Below are 17,602 nucleotides of genomic sequence, written 5' to 3'. Positions count from 1 at the left end.
GGGTGGTAGCAATGGGACCGGAACTCGATCTGCGGGACCGACCGACGGAGGAACGCCGACGGGGACTCTTCGACGCACTGACCGAGGCGGACGTCGGAGAGACGGTCGACGTGACCGCCGCCGCCGACGTCGACGTCCATCTGGTTCGCTATCAGATCGAACGCGGGCGGAACCTGGCGTGGACGTACGCGGATCCGGACGCGGAACCGCGGAGGCTCACGGTGACCAAGGGCGATCCGCTTGACGACGGGGCGCTGGGCGCGATCGACGTTCGCGATCTGAAACCGCAGCGCCGCCACCAGGTGCTCCTCGCCGCTTTCGACGAACTCGGGGGCGGCGAGGGATTCGTCCTCGTCAACGACCACGACCCCAAACCCCTGTATCACGAACTCACGTCGATGCACGGCGACGTGGTCGACTGGGAGTACCGGACTCGCGGCACCGACGGCTGGCGCGTCGAGATCGTCAAAACGGGCGAGTCGAATGCCGACGACACTGGCGTCGTCACGCGATACGACGTCCGCGAGATCCCCAAAGCGGAGCGGCATCCGACGATCCACCACCGCTATGGGATGATCCCCGAAGGCGGGACGATCGAGCTGATCGCCCCGCACGAACCGCGGCCGCTCCGCGGTGAGTTCCGCCAGCGATACGGCGACTCGTTCGTCTGGGAGGTCGTCGAGGACGAACCGGGTCGCTGTCGCGTCCGCGTGACGAAGGACGTCCGGTCCGACGAGGGTGACGATCGCGGTGAGGGCACTCGCGGTGAGGGCACTTGCGGCGAAGGCACTCGCGGCGAGGGGAACGATCGCGACGAGGGAAGCGACCCGACGAGGAAGGAGGACGGGATCGAGGTGATCGAGGAGCTGGACGTTCGCGATCTTCCGCCGGCCCAACGCCACGAGCGGATCTTCGAGACGTACGCGGACCTGGAGTCGGGAACGGGGTTCGTCCTCGTCAACGACCACGACCCCAAACCCCTGTATCACCAGTTCACGGCCGAGGCAGGGCCAGCGTTCCGATGGGAATACCGGCTGAAGGATCCGGGTGAATTCAGGGTGCTCATCGGCAAGTCGAACGCCACGGATGCGGCGACCGATGGCGCAGCGACCGATGGCGCAGCGACCGATGACGTAGTGGCTGACGACGGAAAGCCCGCAAGCGGTGGCTCCGAGGCCCCGTTCTGATCACGACGGTACTCGTCACTGCCGGCGCTCGACGGCGCGTCCGTCCGGCGATCGATCTTTCCGATTCGAAATGACTATGTGCATTTAGGCTTCCCTAATCCATATGAAGACGGCTCCACCGACGGTCGAAGCACCGCCACGACGGGCGACATCGTGGGGCGGCGGGTTTCGGGACGGAGCGGTCCACGTTCGTGCGTCCCTCGACAGCGGTGCGGTCGCCACGGTGAAGCTATGAGCGGGGACGATCCGGTCCCATCGAGCGTCGAATACGGGTCACGGCGTGCCGAGGAGGGTCGGCTCGCGTGGCTTCGCGACCCGTCGTTGGTCACGCTGTGTCTCGCCAGCGCCGGCGTCGTCGTTCTCGCCGGGTTGGTCCAGGTGAGTTTCGGATCCTATCCGATGTCGATCGGCCGAGCGTGGCAGTCGGTGATCGATCCCGACGTGCTGTTGGACGCGCGCTGGATGCTCCAGTTCTTCCTCGGTGAGGAACTGATGCGGACGATCACCGGGTTTCAGGGTGCGGAGCTCCCGGAACTGGTGACGGAGACGCTCATCGTCTGGAACATCCGCCTCCCGCGGGTCCTCGTCGCCGTGTTCGTCGGGATGAACCTCGCGGTCTCCGGCGCGATATTCCAGGCTGTCACACGGAACGAGCTCGCGAGCCCGTACATCCTCGGCGTCTCCTCCGGCGCCGGACTGTTGATACTGCTGTCGCTGGTCGTGTTCAGCGGCCTGGCCACGTTCCTGCCGCTCGTTGCGGCCCTCGGGGGTGCGGTGGCGTTTCTGATCGTGTACGCGATCGCCTGGCAGAACGGCACGAGTCCGGTCCGGCTCGTCCTCGCGGGCGTCATCGTCTCGACGGTGTTCCAGTCGCTCCAGACGGCGCTGTTCTTCTTCGCCGACGATCTCGGCGTCGTCCAGACCGCGATCCAGTGGACGACGGGGTCGCTCACCGGCGTCGGTTGGGAGCAGGTTCGGATGGTGCTCCCGTGGACGATCATCTCGATGCTGCTGGCGGTCCTCAGCGCACGCCAGATGAACGTCCTGTTGCTGGGCGAGCAAACGGCAAAGTCGCTCGGCGTCTCCGTCGAACGAGTCCGGTTCGCGCTGTCCGGGATAGCCGTGCTCGCGGCGGCCGCGAGCATCGCGGTCGCGGGCATCGTCAGCTTCGTCGGGCTCATCGTTCCGCATCTGGTGCGGACCGTCGTCGGCAGCAACTACCGGCAGCTCGTCGTGGGATGTCTGTTCGTCGGACCGGCGCTCATGGTCGGCGCGGACGTCGGCGCACGCCTCGGCCTGCTGGCGATCACGGGGTCGAACGGCGGACAGATGCCGGTCGGGATCGTGACCGGCCTCGTCGGCGGACCGTACTTTCTGTACCTGATGCGCAAGAAGCGGGACCTGGGTGAGATCTAATGGCGGGACACACGTTACCGACGTCGGTCGCGGAAGCGGTACGAGCCCTGGTGCCTGAAGCGGTGCGAACGGTGATCCCGGAAGCGGTGCGAATGGTGATCCCGGAAGCGGTGCGAACGGTGATCCCGGAATCGGTGCGCACGAGCCGGTCGACGTCCGTCGATCCCGGCCGCCGGAACGGGGGAGCGTCGAGCGACGTCACGACCGACGGACGAAAGAGCGACGGCCGCGGGAACGCGGGGGGCGAACTCGTCGGGGAGGATCTCGTCGTCGGCTATCCCGACACGGCGTCGCCGGTCATCGAGGGCGAAACGGTCGAGATCGAGCCGGGATCGGTGACGGCGCTCATCGGACCGAACGGCTCGGGCAAGAGCACGCTCCTGAAGACGCTCGCGAACCAGCTCGACGTGGACGCCGGGTCGGTGCTCGTCGACGGAAGCGACGTCCACTCCCTCGAACCCAAGGAACTGGCGAGGAACCTGGGACTGCTCTCACAGGAGAGCACGTCGCCGAACGGGATGACCGTCGAGGACCTCGTCTATCACGGTCGGTATCCACACCGCGGGTTCTTCGAGACGGTCACGAAGGAGGACCAGGCTGCCGTGAACCGTGCGATGGAGTTGGCGGGCATCGCTCACCTGCGGACGCGGGATCTCGGGAGTTTGAGCGGCGGACAACGGCAGCTGGCGTGGATCGCGATGGTTCTTGCACAGGAGACGGACATCCTGCTTTTGGACGAGCCGACGACGTTTCTCGACCCGCATCACCAGCTGGAGGTGATGGAAATCGTCGAAACGCTCCACGACGAAAGCGACGTGACCGTCGTGCTCGTGCTACACGACATCGAACAGGCCGCCAGATACGCCGACCACGTGATCGCCCTCCGGGACGGTGCGATACAGGCGCGCGGCTCCCCCTCGGAGGTCGTGACCGAGGCGCTGCTCGCGGACGTGTTTCGGATCGAGGCGACGGTCGAAGCAGGGAGGAACGGACCGACGGTGACGATGGAGGGGCCATTGCACGACGACTCGCCGTGACGATGCGTCGGTTCGGGACGTGCGAACACATCATCGAGTGTCCGCTCGACGGGGAGTCGCCGCGAACAGTAATGGTTATAAGTTTTTAGGTTGGCCTAAAAATATGGAACGGAATGATGCCGCGTCCAACACGGAATCGACGCGCAGGGACGTCCTGAAGTACGGCGGGGCGATCGCCGGGAGCGGATTGTTTGCCGGCTGCCTCGGTGATGCCGAGTCGGGACCGACGGGAGGCGAAACGGACGACGGCGGAGCGGACGCGACGGCGACCGACGCCCGAACCGAGACTGACGCCCGAACCGAGACTGACGCCCGAACCGACGCTCCGGAGGGAGAACCGTACACGGTGTCGATGCCCCCGGTCGGCGAGGTCGAGTTCGCGGCGGTTCCCGAGACGTGGGCCGCCAACAACGGCAGCTGGGCGGATATGGGGATCGCGCTCGGGCAGGCGCCACCGGAAGCGGTCTACCTCGCGTCGCGATACCACACGCACTACTACGACGAGATCCCGGGCGTGAGCGTTGACGCCAGCGATATGACGTCGCTGTGGGAAAGCGAACTGTCCGTCGAGGAGTTCCTCGCGCTGAGCGAGGACGTCGACATGTTCGTGATGGATCCGAACTTCCTGGTCGGACGGACGAAAAACTGGAGCCAGGAGGACATCGATCGGATCACGTCCACGGGGACGCCGTTCTTCGGAAACAGCATCTTCTCCCGCGGCTACGGGTGGCACGATTACGACTACCTCTCGCTGTACGAGGCGTTCGAGAAGCTCGCCGCGGTGTTCCAGCGCCGGGAGCGATATGAGGCCTTCGAGACGCTTCACGAGGAGTTTCAGGAGCGCGTGGCGGAGATCGTCCCGCCGGCCGACGACCGACCGTCGGTCGCCATCATGTGGCCCCAGCCGATCGACGAGCCCACCGCGTTCTCGCCGTACCTCATCGACGAGGGGACGAGCTTCAAACAGTGGCGCGACCTCGGCGTCGAGGACGCGTTCGCGACGACGGACGTCCGGGACTTCCACAGCGACCGGAGCCGGATCGACTACGAGACGCTGCTCGACGTCGACCCCGATATGCTGTTGCTTCGGGGCAACGAAGACAAGACCGCGGCGGAGTTTCAGGACACGGTGGTCGCGTTTATGGAGGACCATCCCGTCGCGAGCAGCCTCACCGCCGTCGAGAACGGGGCGGTCCATCGCGGCGGACCGCTCTACCAGGGCCCGATAACGAACCTCGTGGTGACCGAGCGGGCGGCCAGCCAGACCTACGGGGTCGACGAGGAGCTGTTCGACCGGCAGCGCGTTGCGGACATCGTCAACGGCACCGCCGAGTGATCGGTCCGCCTTGACCACCAACCGTTAACACGACGCGCTCACTACCGCAGTTCGTGATCGAGTTCACCCGCGGGACGTACGACGAAGTCGTCCACCACGCGGACGAGGGCGGGGACCGAGAGGTGTGCGGCGTGCTGGCAGGGACTCACGGCGCAGAGCACAGCGTCGTGACGGACGTCTACGGGACGGAGAACGCGGCGGAGACGCCGCGGAGCCGGTACCGTATCGATCCCGAAACGCAGTTCGAGGTCATGGAGGCGATCGAGGCGGACGGGCTGGACCTCGTCGGGTTCTACCACTCCCACCCGACCGGGCCGACCGTGCCCAGCGAGACCGACGCCGAGCGTGCGACGTGGCCCGATCACTCGTACGTGATCTGTGCGCTCGACGGCTACCCGTTCGTCGGGTCGTGGCGGTGGCGGGACGCGGATGATGCGTTCGAGCAGGAGACGGTCGCCGTCGCGGATCAGCATTGACATCCCGCGCCTAAAGGCGCGGGTATTCACCTCGTTCTTTATAAAAGGGCCGAGCAACGCACGAATAAAGTACCTTTGTCGCGGACACACTGGTATGGCTGACGGGGAGATCGACGACGTGGACAGGGCGATCCTGTATGCCTTACAGGAGGACGCCCGAAACACGTCGTCCGGAGACATCGCGGAACGGACCGACACCTCGGACAGCACCGTCCGCAAACGAATCCAGCGGCTCGAATCCGACGGCGTGATCAAAGGATACAGCGCCAGCGTCGACTATCAGCGATCGGGCTATCCGCTCCGAATGCTGCTCTACTGCACCGCGTCGATACCCGAGCGCGGCGACCTCATCCCCGAAATCCTGGCAATCGACGGCGTCATATCGGTCCAGGAGTTGGTCACCGGCGAACAGAACCTCCTCGTCACCGCCGTTGGCGAGTCGGACGACGACATCACGCCCGTCGCGCAGAAACTCCTGGATATGGGCCTCACCGTTGCCGACGAGGTCCTCGTGCGAACCCACGAGACGACGCCCTTCGGGAAGTTCGAACCCGAGACGGAAGCCGATCCGTGAGGTGATCTCCCGTGAACCGTCCCGTTCCTCCGCGGAGCCGAAAGACGATCGCCATACGAGCTGATAACCATAACGTTCTATAATTCAGGACTTTCGAACTATCTGTGAATATGAACAGATTTAATGGCCAGTCCGTTCTCTATCGGAGTAGAGACGACCAAAAACGGACGCCGAGGTCGGCTCGGCCGCCGGAACGGGTCGGAGGATGGATTGAACGATGTCAGGAAACAGTTCGAAGTCGACGGTCGGAGCGCTCCCGGACGCGACGGCGGAATCGTCGTCCGTCCCCGTTGTAGTAACGTGGCTCGTGTGGTCGCTGTTCGTCGCGAGCATCGCCGCCCTCATCATCCGAGCCAACGGCGGTGGCGGTTGGGGGATTCCCGGCGTGATCGCCATCGACGGACTGACCGTGTTGATGTGGGCCGTGGTCACCTTCTTCAGCGGCATCGTCCACAGCTACTCGCGTCGATATCTGGCCGGGAGCACCCACAAAACGAAGTTCTTCCTCACCGCGTCCGGCTTCACCGTGGCCGTAATGGGGTTGGTCGCGGCCGACCATCTCGCCCTGTTCGGGCTCCTGTGGCTCGCGATGGGGCTGCTGATGGCGGCCCTGATCGGGACCATCAGCGGCTGGGAGCAGGCACGGGCGGCCGCGACGGTCGCCCGCACGCGCTTCCTCGCAAGCAGCGCGCTCCTCGGCGTCGCGCTGACGGCGCTGTGGTGGGCGACCGGCGCGACGACGGTTTCCGGCATCGGCGCGGCCGCCGACACGCTCGGCGGCCCGGCGTGGCTGGTCGCCGCCGTCGCGCTCGTGCTCGCGGCGATGATCCAGTCCGCCCTGATCCCGTTTCACACCTGGCTGCTCTCCTCGATGACCGCACCCACCCCGGCGTCGGCGCTGATGCACGCCGGATTCGTCAACGCGGGCGGCATTCTGCTGACCCGCTTCGCCCCGGTCATCACGGTCGATCCCACGCTCATGCTCGCGGTGGTCGCCGTCGGCGGTGCCAGCGCCATCGGCGGGAAGCTCCTGAAGTCGGTCCAGACGAACGTCAAGGGCAAGCTCGGCTGTTCGACGATCGGACAGATGGGCTTCATGATCATGCAGGTCGGCCTCGGCTTCTTCGGGGCCGCCATCACCCACCTCATCCTGCACGGCTTCTACAAGGCCTACCAGTTCCTCAGCTCGGGCGATCGGGTCGAACGCGCCGGACCGACCGAGACCACCGAGCACACGGTGGGACGCACGACGAGCGTGGTCGGCGTCGTCGTGGCGCTGCTGACTGGCCTCGCCGGCGGAGTGGTGTTTATGCTGCTGACGGGGAAGGGGACAAGCGTCGACAGCGGCCTCCTGTTGACCGTCTTCGTGGTCTTCACCACGCTCCACGCGGCCCGGAGCGCGATCCAGCACACCTCGCTTCCGATCACGGCCCGCTACGGGGCAGTCCCGATGGTCTTCTTCCCGGCGATCGTCATCTATGCCGTGGTCTACGAGGGCGTCTCGGGACTCCTGGCGGTCGGCACCGCGACGACCGAGTTGACCCTGATCCACGGGATCATCGCCGTCGGCTTCGTCGGCATCTACCTCGCCATCGAGACCGGCGTCCACGAACACAGCCGGCGTCTCTACGTGACGTTGCTGAACGCGACCCAACCGGCGGGGGACACCCTGCTGACGTCCACGGAGGACTACAATGAGTACTGAGTCAACCATCCGCGACCGCATCGACGACGCGGCGACGACCGTCGGATCCAGCTGGCCCATTCACTCGTTCGTGACGGCTAACCCTCTCGCCGGGTTCGAGGACCGGCCGTTCGGCGAGGCGGTCGAGCAGTCACGGGCTCTGCTGGGCGGCCGTGGGTACCCCAGCGCCGAGACGTTCGAAGCGGCGCTGAAACGCGGCCGGATAGACCGGGAGCGGCTCGAAACGGAACTCGCCGAGGCGGGCTACGAGGACGACCCCGAGACGCTGCTCGATCTGCTGGCCGACGCGACCGACGCGCGGGCAGCCAACGTCAACGACGCCGACGCCACGGCGACTGACGCCGGAACGGACGACCCGGATGCCGCCACGGACCACGTCGACCGGGTGCTGACGAAGTGGCTGTCGGCCTTCCTCGACGAGGGGATCGCCCACTGGTCGATGCCGAACCGCGAAGCGGGGTTCTACACCGCCTTCCGTGGAATGGCCCCCCACGACGGAGAGATTCCCGAGGAGGGAGTCGTCGCCGACCTGCCCGACACGCCGATCGAGACCATCGAGACGGTCCTGCAGTCGGTCCCGACCCACCGGTGGGACGCGATCTTCGCGGAGCAGCTGGCCGCGCTTCCGGGCTGGACCGGATTCATCAAGCAGCGCGCCGCGGACGAGGGCGTGTGGCAGTCGGCGGCACCGATCTCGCTGGAGGGGTACCTCGCCGCGCGTCTGGCACTGCTGGATGCCGTCGGAGCCGACGTCGAGCCCTCCAGCGCCGACGCCGGCGTGAACCCGGCCGACGAACTCGCTCGGGCGTTCCTCCGGGCGTGGGAAGCGACCTACCGCACCGCCCTCGTCGAGACTGTCGCCGAGGAGAGCCGGTCGATGAACGACCGTGAGAACGGATCGGCGGCCGGCGACGGGACCGCGGACCGCCCGGACGCCCAGCTGGTCTTCTGTATCGACACCCGTTCGGAGATCATCCGCCGTCACGTCGAGGCGGCTGGCGACTACGAAACCCACGGCTACGCCGGCTTCTTCGGCATCCCGATGGAGTACCGGGGATACGACGCCGACGTGGCGGTCGATTCCTGTCCGCCGATCGTCGAACCGCAACACCACGTCGTCGACCTGCCGGCCGACCACGACACGCGGGCACGGCACGACCGCCGGTCGAGCGTCCGTGCGGTCGCCGACGAAGTCGTCGAGACGCTGGAGGCCAACGCCGCCACCGCCTACGGCTACGTCGAGACCGCCGGCAGCGGCTACGGCCTCTCGCTTGCGGCTCGGACGCTCATCCCCGGACGCGTCCGCGACCTGTTCGACGCGGCCGCCGGGGCGGTGCCCGACGCCCACGAGTTCTGTGAGCCGCTGATCCACAACGGGGACGCCACCACCGACGTCACCACCGACGCCAGCGATCTACCGGTGGGGCTGACCACCGCGGAGCAAGTCGAGTACGCCGTCGACGCCTTCGAGTTGATGGGCTGGGAGCGGTTCGGTCGCCTCGTCGTCTTCACGGGCCACGCCAGTGAGACGACCAACAATCCCTATGACGCGAGCTTGGATTGCGGTGCCTGTGCCGGCAACCCGGGCGGTCCGAACGCTCGCGTCCTCGCGAAGATCTGTAACGACGATGCCGTCAGAACCGAACTCCGTGACCGTGGCTACGAGATCCCGGACGACACCGTCTTCCTCGCCGGACAACACAACACGACGACCGACGAGGTCGAACTGTACGACGGCGACGTCCCCGAGAGCCACGCCGACGACCTCGACCGGTTACGTGCGGACCTCGCGGCCGCACGCGAGAACGCGGCCGCCGAGCGCGCCGAGGCGATGGGCGTCGACGATTCGCCGGCCATCCGCGAGACGGAACGCCGCGCCGCCGACTGGGCCGAGACGCGTCCGGAGTGGGGACTGGCCGGCAACGCCGGCTTCGTCATCGGTCCCCGCGAGCTGACGAGCGACGTCGATCTCGATGGCCGCGCGTTCCTCCACTCGTACGACTGGTCGACCGATCCCGACGGCGAGGCGCTCGAAGCGATCTTCACGGGGCCGCTCGTCGTCACCCAGTGGATCAACGCCCAGTACTACTTTTCGACGGTCGACAACGCGGTCCACGGGAGCGGATCGAAGATAACCCAGAACCCGGTCGGGAACGTCGGGGTCCACCAGGGCAACGGCGGCGACCTGATGACCGGCCTCCCGCTGCAGTCGCTGCTGGCTGCCGACGACGAACCGCGCCACCAGCCGCTCCGCCTCTCGACGGTCGTCCACGCGCCGGTCGAGCGCGTCACGGACGTCCTGTCCGACCACGAGAAACTGACCGAGCTGCTGGACAACGACTGGCTCTCGCTGACGGTCGTCGACCCGACGCGGAACCACCGTGCGTTCCACTACGAGGAGAAACTGAAGTGGCTACCGCGGTCGACTGCGGCGGAAGCGCCTCGGAAGGAACCCGCCGCCCCGGCCGTCGCGGACGACTAGCCGGCGAGCGTCACGAACGACTAGCCGGCGAGCGTCACGAACGAACGGAGACCGCGTCGCCGTCGACCGGTTACAGCCGATCGACGATCGCGTCGGTCATCTCGGCGGTGGTGGCCGACCCGCCGAGGTCGCCCGTTCGGGGCCCGTCGGCGAGAACGGACTCGACGGCGTCACGGACCCGGTCCGCGGCGGCGCCGTAGCCGAGGTGGTCGAGCAACATCGCGGCCGAGAGGATCGCGGCGGTCGGGTTTGCGACCCCCTCGCCGGCGATGTCGGGCGCGCTGCCGTGGACCGGCTCGAAGAGGCCGTTGTCGGCCCCGACGTTCGCCGACGGAAGCAGGCCGAGCCCGCCGACCAGTCCGGCGGCCAGATCCGAGAGCACGTCGCCCGCGAGGTTCGGGCAGACGACGACCCCGTACTGGCTCGGGTCGAGCGGGAGCTTGGTCGCGAACGCGTCCATCAGCTCCTCGTCGGCCTCGATCCCGTGCTCGTCGGCGACCGCGAGGACCTCCTCGCGGAAGCGGCCGTCGGTCTCGCGCATCACGTTGGCCTTGTGCGCGACGGTGAACCCGTCGCGGTGGTCCGGGCCGCGGCCGTCGGCGACGAACTCACAGGCGTACTCGGCCAGTCGCCGCGACCCAGAGCTCGTCACCACGCGCGTGAGCGTCGAGAGGTCATCCGAGAGTCTGTCCTCGTGGCCCGCGTAGACGCCCTCGGTGTTCTCGCGGAGAAAGACCACGTCGGTCTCCGGCCGCACGGCGTCCACGCCGGGATACGCGCGCGCCGGACGCACGTTCACGAACGACCCGACGGCCTCCCGAAGCGGGAGGATGACGTCCGCCGCGGTCTCGCCGGCGGCACCGAACAGCGTCGCGTCCGCGTTCGCGGCCAGCTCGTAGGTCTCGTCGGGGAGCGCCTCGCCGGTCTCCGCCGCCACGGCGTCGCCCGCGTCGGCCGCGACGTACTCGAAGGGGTCGACGGACGCGTCGCTCTCGGCGATCGCGTCGAGCACCTCGACGGCCGCCGGGATAACCTCCCGTCCGATCCCGTCGCCCTCGATGACGACGATCTCCTCGCTCATTCAGTCGTCCCCCGCCGCGGCGTCGCGTCCCCCGTCGGTCGCGGGGACGTCCTCCTCGGGCACGTACGGCAGCGATCGCGCGGTCTCGCGGACCGCGCTCGCGTTCGCGCCCATCAGCGCCGTCGTGTCCCAGACGCCCTCGACGAGCGCCTTCCGCTGGGCGTCGTTGACGGTCGCGTCGATCACGGTGTCGTCGTAGGTGATCGTCTCCGCGGCCACGTCGATGTCGACGTCCGCGTCGGGGTTCGCCTCGACGTAGTCCTGGAGCGCCTCGATGGACTCCCGGTCGGCGGTCACCGTCGGGATGCCGAGCGCGAGACAGTTGCCCGCGAAGATCTCCGCGAACGACTCGCCGACGATCGCGTCGATCCCCCAGCGCATCAGCGCCTGCGGGGCGTGCTCGCGCGAGGAGCCGCAGCCGAAGTTGGCGTTGACGACCAGCACGTTCGCGCCCTGATACCGCTGTTCGTTGAAGGGGTGGTCCTTCTCGTTGTCCTCGTCGTCGAACCGCTGGTCGAAGAAGGCGAACTGGCCCAGCCCGTCGAAGGTGACGACCTTCATGAATCGGGCCGGGATGATCTGGTCGGTGTCGATGTCGTTGCCCCGAACCGGAATGCCGGTTCCGGACACCGCGGTCACCTTCTCGGCGGGTGCCTCGCCGTCGGCGAAGCTTTCGTGGTCGATCCCGGCGTCGGATCCGCTCATACCGACACCACCTCCTCCATCTCGCGGACGTCGGTGACCGCGCCGGTCACCGCCGCCGCCGCGACCATCGTCGGGCTCATCAGGACCGTCCGACCGTCCTTCGATCCCTGCCGGCCGACGAAGTTGCGGTTCGAGGAGGAGGCGCTGGCCTCGTCGCCCTGCAGCTGGTCGTCGTTCATCCCGAGACACATCGAGCAGCCGGGCTCGCGCCACTCGAAGCCGGCCTCGGTGAAGACCTCGTCGAGGCCCTCGGCCTCGGCGGCTCGCTGGACGCGCTGGCTGCCGGGAACGACCATCGCGCGGACGTCCTCGTCGACCTCGCGACCCGCGACGAACGCGGCCGCCTCCCGCAGGTCCTTCAGGCGGGCGTTCGTGCACGATCCGAGGAAGGCGACGTCGATCTCGTAGCCCTCCATCGTCTCGCCCGGCTCGACGCCCATGTGTTCCTGGGCGCGGCGAGCGGTGTCCTGCTTGTCCGCCGGCAGGTCCTCGGGGGCAGGGATCGGCTCGGTGACGCCGACGCCCTGTCCGGGGGTCGTTCCCCACGTGACGGTGGGTTCGATCGCGGAGCCGTCGATCGTGACGACGTCGTCGTACTCGGCGTCGTCGTCGCTGGCGATCGACTCCCAGTAGGACGTGAGCTCCGCGAACCGTTCGGGGTCATCCGCGAAGGCATCCGTCTCGCGCAGCCACTCGTAGGTGGTCTCGTCCGGATTGACGTAGCCGGCGCGTGCGCCGCCCTCGATCGACATGTTGCAGATCGACATCCGGCCCTCCATCCCGAGGTCCTCGATGGCCTCGCCGGCGTACTCGTAGACGTAGCCGACGCCGCCGTCGGTGCCGAGCTGTCGGATGATAGTCAGGATGACGTCCTTGGCGGTGACGTGATCGCCGAGCTCGCCGGTGACCTCGATCTTTCGCACCTTCTGTTTCTCCATCGCGACGCAGCCGGTCGCGAGAACGTCCCGGATCTGTGAGGTCCCGATCCCGAACGCCAGCGCGCCGAAGGCGCCGTGCGTCGAGGTGTGGGAGTCCCCGCAGACGATCGTCATGCCGGGCTGGGTGAGTCCCTGCTCGGGGCCGATGACGTGGACGATCCCCTGGTTCCCCGAGTCGGGGTCAGAGAATTCGATGCCCGCGCCGCGGACGTTCTCCTCGAGCTCCGCCATCATGGTCTCCGCCGCGTCGTCGGCGAAGGGGCGGTCGCGGTCGCCGGTCGGCACGATGTGGTCGACGGTCGCGTGCGTGCGCTCGGGGAAGGCGACCTCCTGATCGCGTTCCTGCAGCATTCCGAACGCCTGTGGGCTCGTCACCTCGTGGATGAGGTGGAGACCGACGAACAGCTGGTCCTGTCCGGTCGGCAGCTCCGTCACCTTGTGGCGGTCCCAGACCTCGTCGTAGAGCGTGCCCTCGCTCATACGGCAGTCACCTCCCCGTGACGTCGATCGGTCGTCCGTTCAGGCATCAGCGGTCACTGCCTCCGTCTCCTCGTCGGTCTCCTCCTCGGCCCACGCGAACAGCGCGCGCAGCTCCTCGCCGACCTGCTCGATCTCGTGGGTGCGCTCGGCCTCGCGCAGCTGGGTGTAAGAGGGGCGACCGGCCTGGTTCTCCGCGATCCACTCGCGGGCGAAGGTCCCGTCCTGGACCTGCTCGAGGACCTGCTCCATGTTCTCGCGGGCGTGCTCGTCGACGACGACGTCGCCCTGGGTGAGCCCGCCGTACTCGGCGGTGTCGGAGACGGAGTCCCACATCTCGCCGAGCCCGCCCTCGTACATCAGGTCGACGATGAGCTTCATCTCGTTGAGACATTCGAAGTAGGCCATCTCCGGCGAGTAGCCCGCCTCCACGAGCGTCTCGTAGGCCTGTTTCACCAGCGACGTGACGCCGCCACAGAGGACCGCCTGTTCGCCGAAGAGGTCGGTTTCGGTCTCCTCGCGGAACGTCGTCTCGACGACGCCGGCGCGCGCACAGCCGATAGCGGCCGCATACGCGAGCGCCTCATCGGTGGCCGTTCCCGTCGTGTCCTGGTAGACCGCCAGCAGGCCGGGCGTGCCCTCGTCGTTCTCGTAGTTCCGGCGGACCAGGTGTCCCGGCGACTTCGGTGCGACCATCGTTACGTCGACGTCCTCGGGCGGACGGATCTGATTGTAGTGGATGTTGAACCCGTGGGCGAACTGGAGCGTGTCGCCGGGATCGAGGTTGGGCTTGATCGCGTTCTCGTAGACGTCGGGCTGGACCGTGTCCGGGACGAGCACCGAAACGACGTCCGCCTGCGCGACCGCGTCCGCCGGCGTCTCGACGGTGAGTCCGTCCGCCTCGGCGGCGGACCGGGAGGAGGAGTCCTCCCGCAGGCCGACGACCACGTCGACCCCGCTCTCCGCGAGGTTCTGCGCGTGTGCGTGGCCCTGGGAGCCGTAGCCGAGCACGGCGACGGTCTTCTCGAGGATGTGGGTCGTGTCGGCGTCGTCCTCGTAATATACGTTCGAGTCGAATGGTGTGTCGTTCGTCATTGTGTGTGTGTATCGCAGTCGTCCTGGGTGGTTATGGTTACGGATCGTCGTCGTCCCGATCCGCTCGTTACGGATCGCGATAGGGTTGTTGTGTCGTTTCCCCCGTGCCCGTGGCGTGGGTGGTCGGTTCGCCGGAGGTGCCGGGCTCCTCGCCCGGAACCGTCTGCGTGTCGCCCCGGGAGAGGGCGGTCTGGCCCGTCCGGGCGATCTCGATGATGCCGAACTGCTCGAAGGCGTCGATCGCGTCGTCGATCTTCTGCTCGTCGCCCGTCAGCTGGACGGTGATCGTCCGCGGCCCGGCGTCGAGCGTCTGGCCGTCGTACATCTCCGTGATCGCGTGGACCTTGTCCGGCTCGTCGCCACGGACCTTCAGCAGGACCAGCTCCGCGGAGACCGCGTCGTCGTGAAGCTCGCCCACGGAGATGACGGGCTTGAGCTTCGCCAGCTGTTTCTCGATCTGGTCGATCCCCGGGTCGGACTCCTCGACCACCATCGTGATCCGGGAGTGGCCCGCGACCGTGGTCGGGCCGACCGTCAGGCTCTCGATGTTGAACTGTCGGCGGGAGACGAGCCCGGAGACGCGCGAGAGCACGCCGGGCTCGTCCTCGACGAGCGCGGAGATCGTCGCCCGCCGCGGCTCGTGTTCCGCCTCGACGGCGGGATCGATGCGGATCCCCTGACTGTTGCGCCGTCCCTCCGGATGGGGGCGCTCGTCGGGCGCCGGGCCGGGCATTCCGGACCGGTCCGCGTTCTTTCCGCGGGTGTCCCGGTGCGTCGAGCCGGGATCCGGCTTGTTCGGGGTTGGGTCGTCGGCGCCGCTCATAGCTGCTCCTCCGAGAGGGCGAACTTCCCGTTCGCGCCGCCGCTCGGCACCATCGGGTAGACGTTCTCGGCGGGGTCGATGCGGAAGTCGATCACCGACGGACCGTCGTAGGCCAGCGCCGCCTCGATCGTGTCGGCGACGGCGTCGTACTCGGAGACGGCCCAGCCCTTCGCGCCGAACGCCTCGGCGAGCTTGTCGAACTCGGGCATCCACTCGTACTCCGAGGCCATGTGTCGGCCCTCGAAGAAGGCGTCCTGCCACTGGCGGACCATCCCGATGTACTCGTTGTTGAGGACCGCGAACGTGATGTCCAGGTCCTCACGCACCGCGACCGACAGCTCCTGGATCGTCATCAAAAAGGAGCCGTCGCCGTCGAAACAGACCACGTCACGGTCCGTCTCGCCGGCGTTGTCGGCCGCGAGGCGCGCGCCGACCGCGGCCGGCAGGCCGTAGCCCATCGTCCCCAGCCCGTGCGAGGAGACCCAGGTTCGGGGCTCCGTGTACGTCCAGAACTGGGCAGCCCACATCTGGTGTTGCCCGACGCCCGTGGTGACGATCGTGTCGTCGTCGGTCGCTTCGTCGAACGCCTCGACGACGAACTGCGGCTTGAGCGGCTCGTCCTCGGGCATCGCGTAGGTCATCGGGTACCGTTCCGTCCAGTCGGCACACTGCTCGCGCCACGCCTCGGCGTCGGGCCCGTCGTCGACCGCGGCGAGCAGCTGCTCGAGGACCGTCCCCGCGTCGCCGATCAGCGGATGGTCGGCGTGGACGTTCTTCGAGATCTCGGCCGGGTCGATGTCGATGTGGATGACCTCGGCCTCCGGCGCGAACGTCTCGATCCCGCCGGTCAACCGGTCGTCGAAGCGCGTCCCGACCGCGATCAGGCAGTCGGTGTGGGTGATCGCCATGTTGGCGTAACCGGTGCCGTGCATCCCCGCCCACGACAGCGCGAGCGGGTCGTCCTCGGGGAACGACCCGATCCCGGGCATCGTGGTCGTCACGGGAATGCCGTGGTCGCGGGCGAACCGGCGGGCCTGGTCGCTGGCGTCGCTCTTGATGACGCCGCCGCCGAACAGACACAGCGGCCGTTCGGACTCCTCGATCGCGCGTGCGGCCCGTTCGACGGCCTCGGGGTCCGCCTCGGGATCGACCTCGGCCCCGGCCGGCGGCTCCGGCGGTTTCGGGGTTTGGTCGGTCTCGCCGAGGGTGACGTCCTTCGGCAGGTCAACGAGCGTCGGCCCCGGACGGCCGGTCTCGGCGTAGGCGAACGCCTCGCCGACGGTGTCGCCGACCGTGTCGGTCCCGCTCGCGAAGTAGTTGTGTTTCGTGATCGGCGCCGTGACGCCGATGGTGTCGGTCTCTTGGAACGCGTCGTTGCCGACGAGCTCCGTGGGGACCTGGCCGGTCAGCGCCAGTAGCGCGTCCGAGTCCATCGAGGCGTCGGCGATCCCGGTGACCAGGTTCGTCGCGCCCGGGCCGGACGTGGCCAGACAGACGCCGGTCTCGCCGGAGACGACGCCGTAGGCGTCGGCGGCGTGGGCGGCGCCCTGCTCGTGGGCCATCGTCACGTGATGGACCGAAGAGGCGTACAGCGCGTCGTAGACGGGCATGATCGCCCCGCCCTGCACGCCGAAGGCCGTCTCGGCGCCGGCCGCCTCGAGGGCGGCGATGACCGACTCGGCGCCGGTCGTCGGCGTTCGCGTGCCGGCCGCCTCGGCCGCCTCCTCAGCCCCCGCGTCGGTTTCGGCGGCGGCAGTGCCGCCGTCGGTCGCGGGAGCCTCGGCGGTGCCGGCGTTGGTTGCGGCGTTCGCGTCGGTGTCGGGTTCCGTCGTTGCGTCCGTCGGTGCTGTGCGTGTCGATTCCTCGTTGTCGGCCGATCCGGTTGCGTCGGCCGTCTCGTCGTGGTCGGTCGGTTCGTCTCGGGGAGTCATTGGTCGTGTCGTGCGGACTGGTGCGTGTCGTGGTCGGGATCGATCGACGGCGCGGTGCCGTCGGTCGGTGAAACGGTGCGTCGGGCCGGGAGAAGGAAGGGATATGCGGGGCTTATGCCCCTACGATCTCGATGCCGCCGATCGTCGCGGCCGTCGGTCGGGTCGGCGTGGCCGCAGTCGGCGTGGCCGCAGTCGACGCCGTCACGGTGTCGGCGTGCGGGGCACGGAGCGTTCCGTGCCGGCGGCTCGCGAGCGTGGTGGCGTCGCGACGCCGCGGTGTCCGGATGCCGTGTCGGCGCATCACCTGAGCGATGTCGCCGAACCACCATAAATCTGTCT

At 67.9% G+C, this 17,602-nt stretch carries 15 protein-coding genes; 8 read left to right on the top strand and 7 right to left on the bottom strand.

Features of this window, described 5'->3' with window-relative positions; genetic code table 11:
- The first annotated feature begins 11 nt into the window (after positions 1-11).
- The 8 genes from CPZ00_RS13340 (at position 12) to CPZ00_RS13305 (ending at position 10,213) form a co-directional block, all read left to right on the top strand.
- A complete protein-coding gene (locus CPZ00_RS13340; protein WP_096391331.1) occupies positions 12-1,187 on the top strand; it encodes a DUF2249 domain-containing protein in 1,176 nt (391 codons plus the stop codon).
- Positions 1,188-1,418: 231 nt separating this feature from the next.
- The gene (locus CPZ00_RS13335) at positions 1,419-2,603 is read left to right on the top strand and encodes a FecCD family ABC transporter permease (protein ID WP_096391330.1); all 1,185 of its coding nucleotides are present in this window, start codon (positions 1,419-1,421) and stop codon (positions 2,601-2,603) included.
- 50 nt (positions 2,604-2,653) lie between these two features.
- Positions 2,654-3,640 (top strand): ABC transporter ATP-binding protein, encoded by a 987-nt coding sequence (locus tag CPZ00_RS13330; protein WP_233255096.1) that lies wholly within the window; start codon positions 2,654-2,656, stop codon positions 3,638-3,640.
- 103 nt (positions 3,641-3,743) lie between these two features.
- On the top strand, positions 3,744-4,976 hold the full coding sequence (locus tag CPZ00_RS13325) for an ABC transporter substrate-binding protein (RefSeq protein WP_096391328.1): 1,233 nt from the start codon (positions 3,744-3,746) through the stop codon (positions 4,974-4,976).
- Positions 4,977-5,029: 53 nt separating this feature from the next.
- Entirely contained in the window at positions 5,030-5,452 is a 423-nt protein-coding gene (locus CPZ00_RS13320; RefSeq protein ID WP_096391327.1) for a desampylase, read from the top strand.
- A gap of 94 nt (positions 5,453-5,546) precedes the next feature.
- Complete coding sequence (locus CPZ00_RS13315; RefSeq protein WP_096391326.1) at positions 5,547-6,026, top strand: Lrp/AsnC family transcriptional regulator; 480 nt, start codon at positions 5,547-5,549, stop codon at positions 6,024-6,026.
- A gap of 217 nt (positions 6,027-6,243) precedes the next feature.
- A complete protein-coding gene (locus CPZ00_RS13310; RefSeq protein WP_096391325.1) occupies positions 6,244-7,731 on the top strand; it encodes a proton-conducting transporter transmembrane domain-containing protein in 1,488 nt (495 codons plus the stop codon).
- Positions 7,721-10,213, top strand: coding sequence for a DUF2309 domain-containing protein (locus tag CPZ00_RS13305; protein WP_096391324.1), 2,493 nt, complete (start codon positions 7,721-7,723; stop codon positions 10,211-10,213). Before CPZ00_RS13310 ends, CPZ00_RS13305 begins: the two co-directional genes overlap by 11 nt.
- 70 nt (positions 10,214-10,283) lie before the next feature.
- Here CPZ00_RS13305 and CPZ00_RS13300 read toward each other — a convergent pair whose 3' ends face one another.
- The 7 genes from CPZ00_RS13300 to CPZ00_RS13270 all read right to left on the bottom strand — a co-directional run bounded on the left by CPZ00_RS13300 (position 10,284) and on the right by CPZ00_RS13270 (position 17,564).
- Positions 10,284-11,294 (bottom strand): isocitrate/isopropylmalate dehydrogenase family protein, encoded by a 1,011-nt coding sequence (locus CPZ00_RS13300; protein ID WP_096391323.1) that lies wholly within the window; start codon positions 11,292-11,294, stop codon positions 10,284-10,286.
- A complete protein-coding gene (gene leuD / locus CPZ00_RS13295; RefSeq protein WP_096391322.1) occupies positions 11,295-11,999 on the bottom strand; it encodes a 3-isopropylmalate dehydratase small subunit in 705 nt (234 codons plus the stop codon).
- Positions 11,996-13,417: a 3-isopropylmalate dehydratase large subunit gene (leuC, locus tag CPZ00_RS13290; RefSeq protein WP_096391321.1), complete on the bottom strand. Its 1,422-nt coding sequence runs from the start codon at positions 13,415-13,417 to the stop codon at positions 11,996-11,998. Before leuC ends, leuD begins: the two co-directional genes overlap by 4 nt.
- A 39-nt stretch (positions 13,418-13,456) precedes the next feature.
- Entirely contained in the window at positions 13,457-14,509 is a 1,053-nt protein-coding gene (ilvC, locus tag CPZ00_RS13285) for a ketol-acid reductoisomerase (protein ID WP_096391320.1), read from the bottom strand.
- 67 nt (positions 14,510-14,576) lie between these two features.
- Positions 14,577-15,242 (bottom strand): acetolactate synthase small subunit, encoded by a 666-nt coding sequence (gene ilvN, locus CPZ00_RS13280; RefSeq protein WP_233255184.1) that lies wholly within the window; start codon positions 15,240-15,242, stop codon positions 14,577-14,579.
- Positions 15,243-15,328: 86 nt separating this feature from the next.
- Positions 15,329-17,263: a biosynthetic-type acetolactate synthase large subunit gene (ilvB, locus tag CPZ00_RS13275; RefSeq protein WP_096391318.1), complete on the bottom strand. Its 1,935-nt coding sequence runs from the start codon at positions 17,261-17,263 to the stop codon at positions 15,329-15,331.
- 112 nt (positions 17,264-17,375) lie between these two features.
- The gene (locus CPZ00_RS13270; RefSeq protein WP_096391317.1) at positions 17,376-17,564 is read right to left on the bottom strand and encodes a hypothetical protein; all 189 of its coding nucleotides are present in this window, start codon (positions 17,562-17,564) and stop codon (positions 17,376-17,378) included.
- Positions 17,565-17,602 lie beyond the last annotated feature (38 nt).

Origin of the sequence: Halopenitus persicus, assembly GCF_002355635.1 — an archaeon.
Lineage (GTDB): Archaea > Halobacteriota > Halobacteria > Halobacteriales > Haloferacaceae > Halopenitus > Halopenitus persicus_A.
Note: the sequence above shows the minus strand (reverse complement) of the source record. Positions and strands in the feature narration are given on the sequence as shown.

What these genes read in the sequence shown, in the direction of transcription:
- CPZ00_RS13340 (WP_096391331.1), top strand. Translation starts at nt 12, where the DNA reads ATGGGACCGGAACTCGATCTGCGGGACCGACCGACGGAGGAACGCCGA.
- CPZ00_RS13335 (WP_096391330.1), top strand. Translation starts at nt 1,419, where the DNA reads ATGAGCGGGGACGATCCGGTCCCATCGAGCGTCGAATACGGGTCACGG.
- CPZ00_RS13325 (WP_096391328.1), top strand. Translation starts at nt 3,744, where the DNA reads ATGGAACGGAATGATGCCGCGTCCAACACGGAATCGACGCGCAGGGAC.
- CPZ00_RS13315 (WP_096391326.1), top strand. Translation starts at nt 5,547, where the DNA reads ATGGCTGACGGGGAGATCGACGACGTGGACAGGGCGATCCTGTATGCC.
- CPZ00_RS13310 (WP_096391325.1), top strand. Translation starts at nt 6,244, where the DNA reads ATGTCAGGAAACAGTTCGAAGTCGACGGTCGGAGCGCTCCCGGACGCG.
- CPZ00_RS13305 (WP_096391324.1), top strand. Translation starts at nt 7,721, where the DNA reads ATGAGTACTGAGTCAACCATCCGCGACCGCATCGACGACGCGGCGACG.
- CPZ00_RS13300 (WP_096391323.1), bottom strand. Translation starts at nt 11,294, where the DNA reads ATGAGCGAGGAGATCGTCGTCATCGAGGGCGACGGGATCGGACGGGAG.
- leuD (WP_096391322.1), bottom strand. Translation starts at nt 11,999, where the DNA reads ATGAGCGGATCCGACGCCGGGATCGACCACGAAAGCTTCGCCGACGGC.
- leuC (WP_096391321.1), bottom strand. Translation starts at nt 13,417, where the DNA reads ATGAGCGAGGGCACGCTCTACGACGAGGTCTGGGACCGCCACAAGGTG.
- ilvC (WP_096391320.1), bottom strand. Translation starts at nt 14,509, where the DNA reads ATGACGAACGACACACCATTCGACTCGAACGTATATTACGAGGACGAC.
- ilvN (WP_233255184.1), bottom strand. Translation starts at nt 15,242, where the DNA reads ATGCCCGGCCCGGCGCCCGACGAGCGCCCCCATCCGGAGGGACGGCGC.
- ilvB (WP_096391318.1), bottom strand. Translation starts at nt 17,263, where the DNA reads ATGACTCCCCGAGACGAACCGACCGACCACGACGAGACGGCCGACGCA.
- CPZ00_RS13270 (WP_096391317.1), bottom strand. Translation starts at nt 17,564, where the DNA reads ATGCGCCGACACGGCATCCGGACACCGCGGCGTCGCGACGCCACCACG.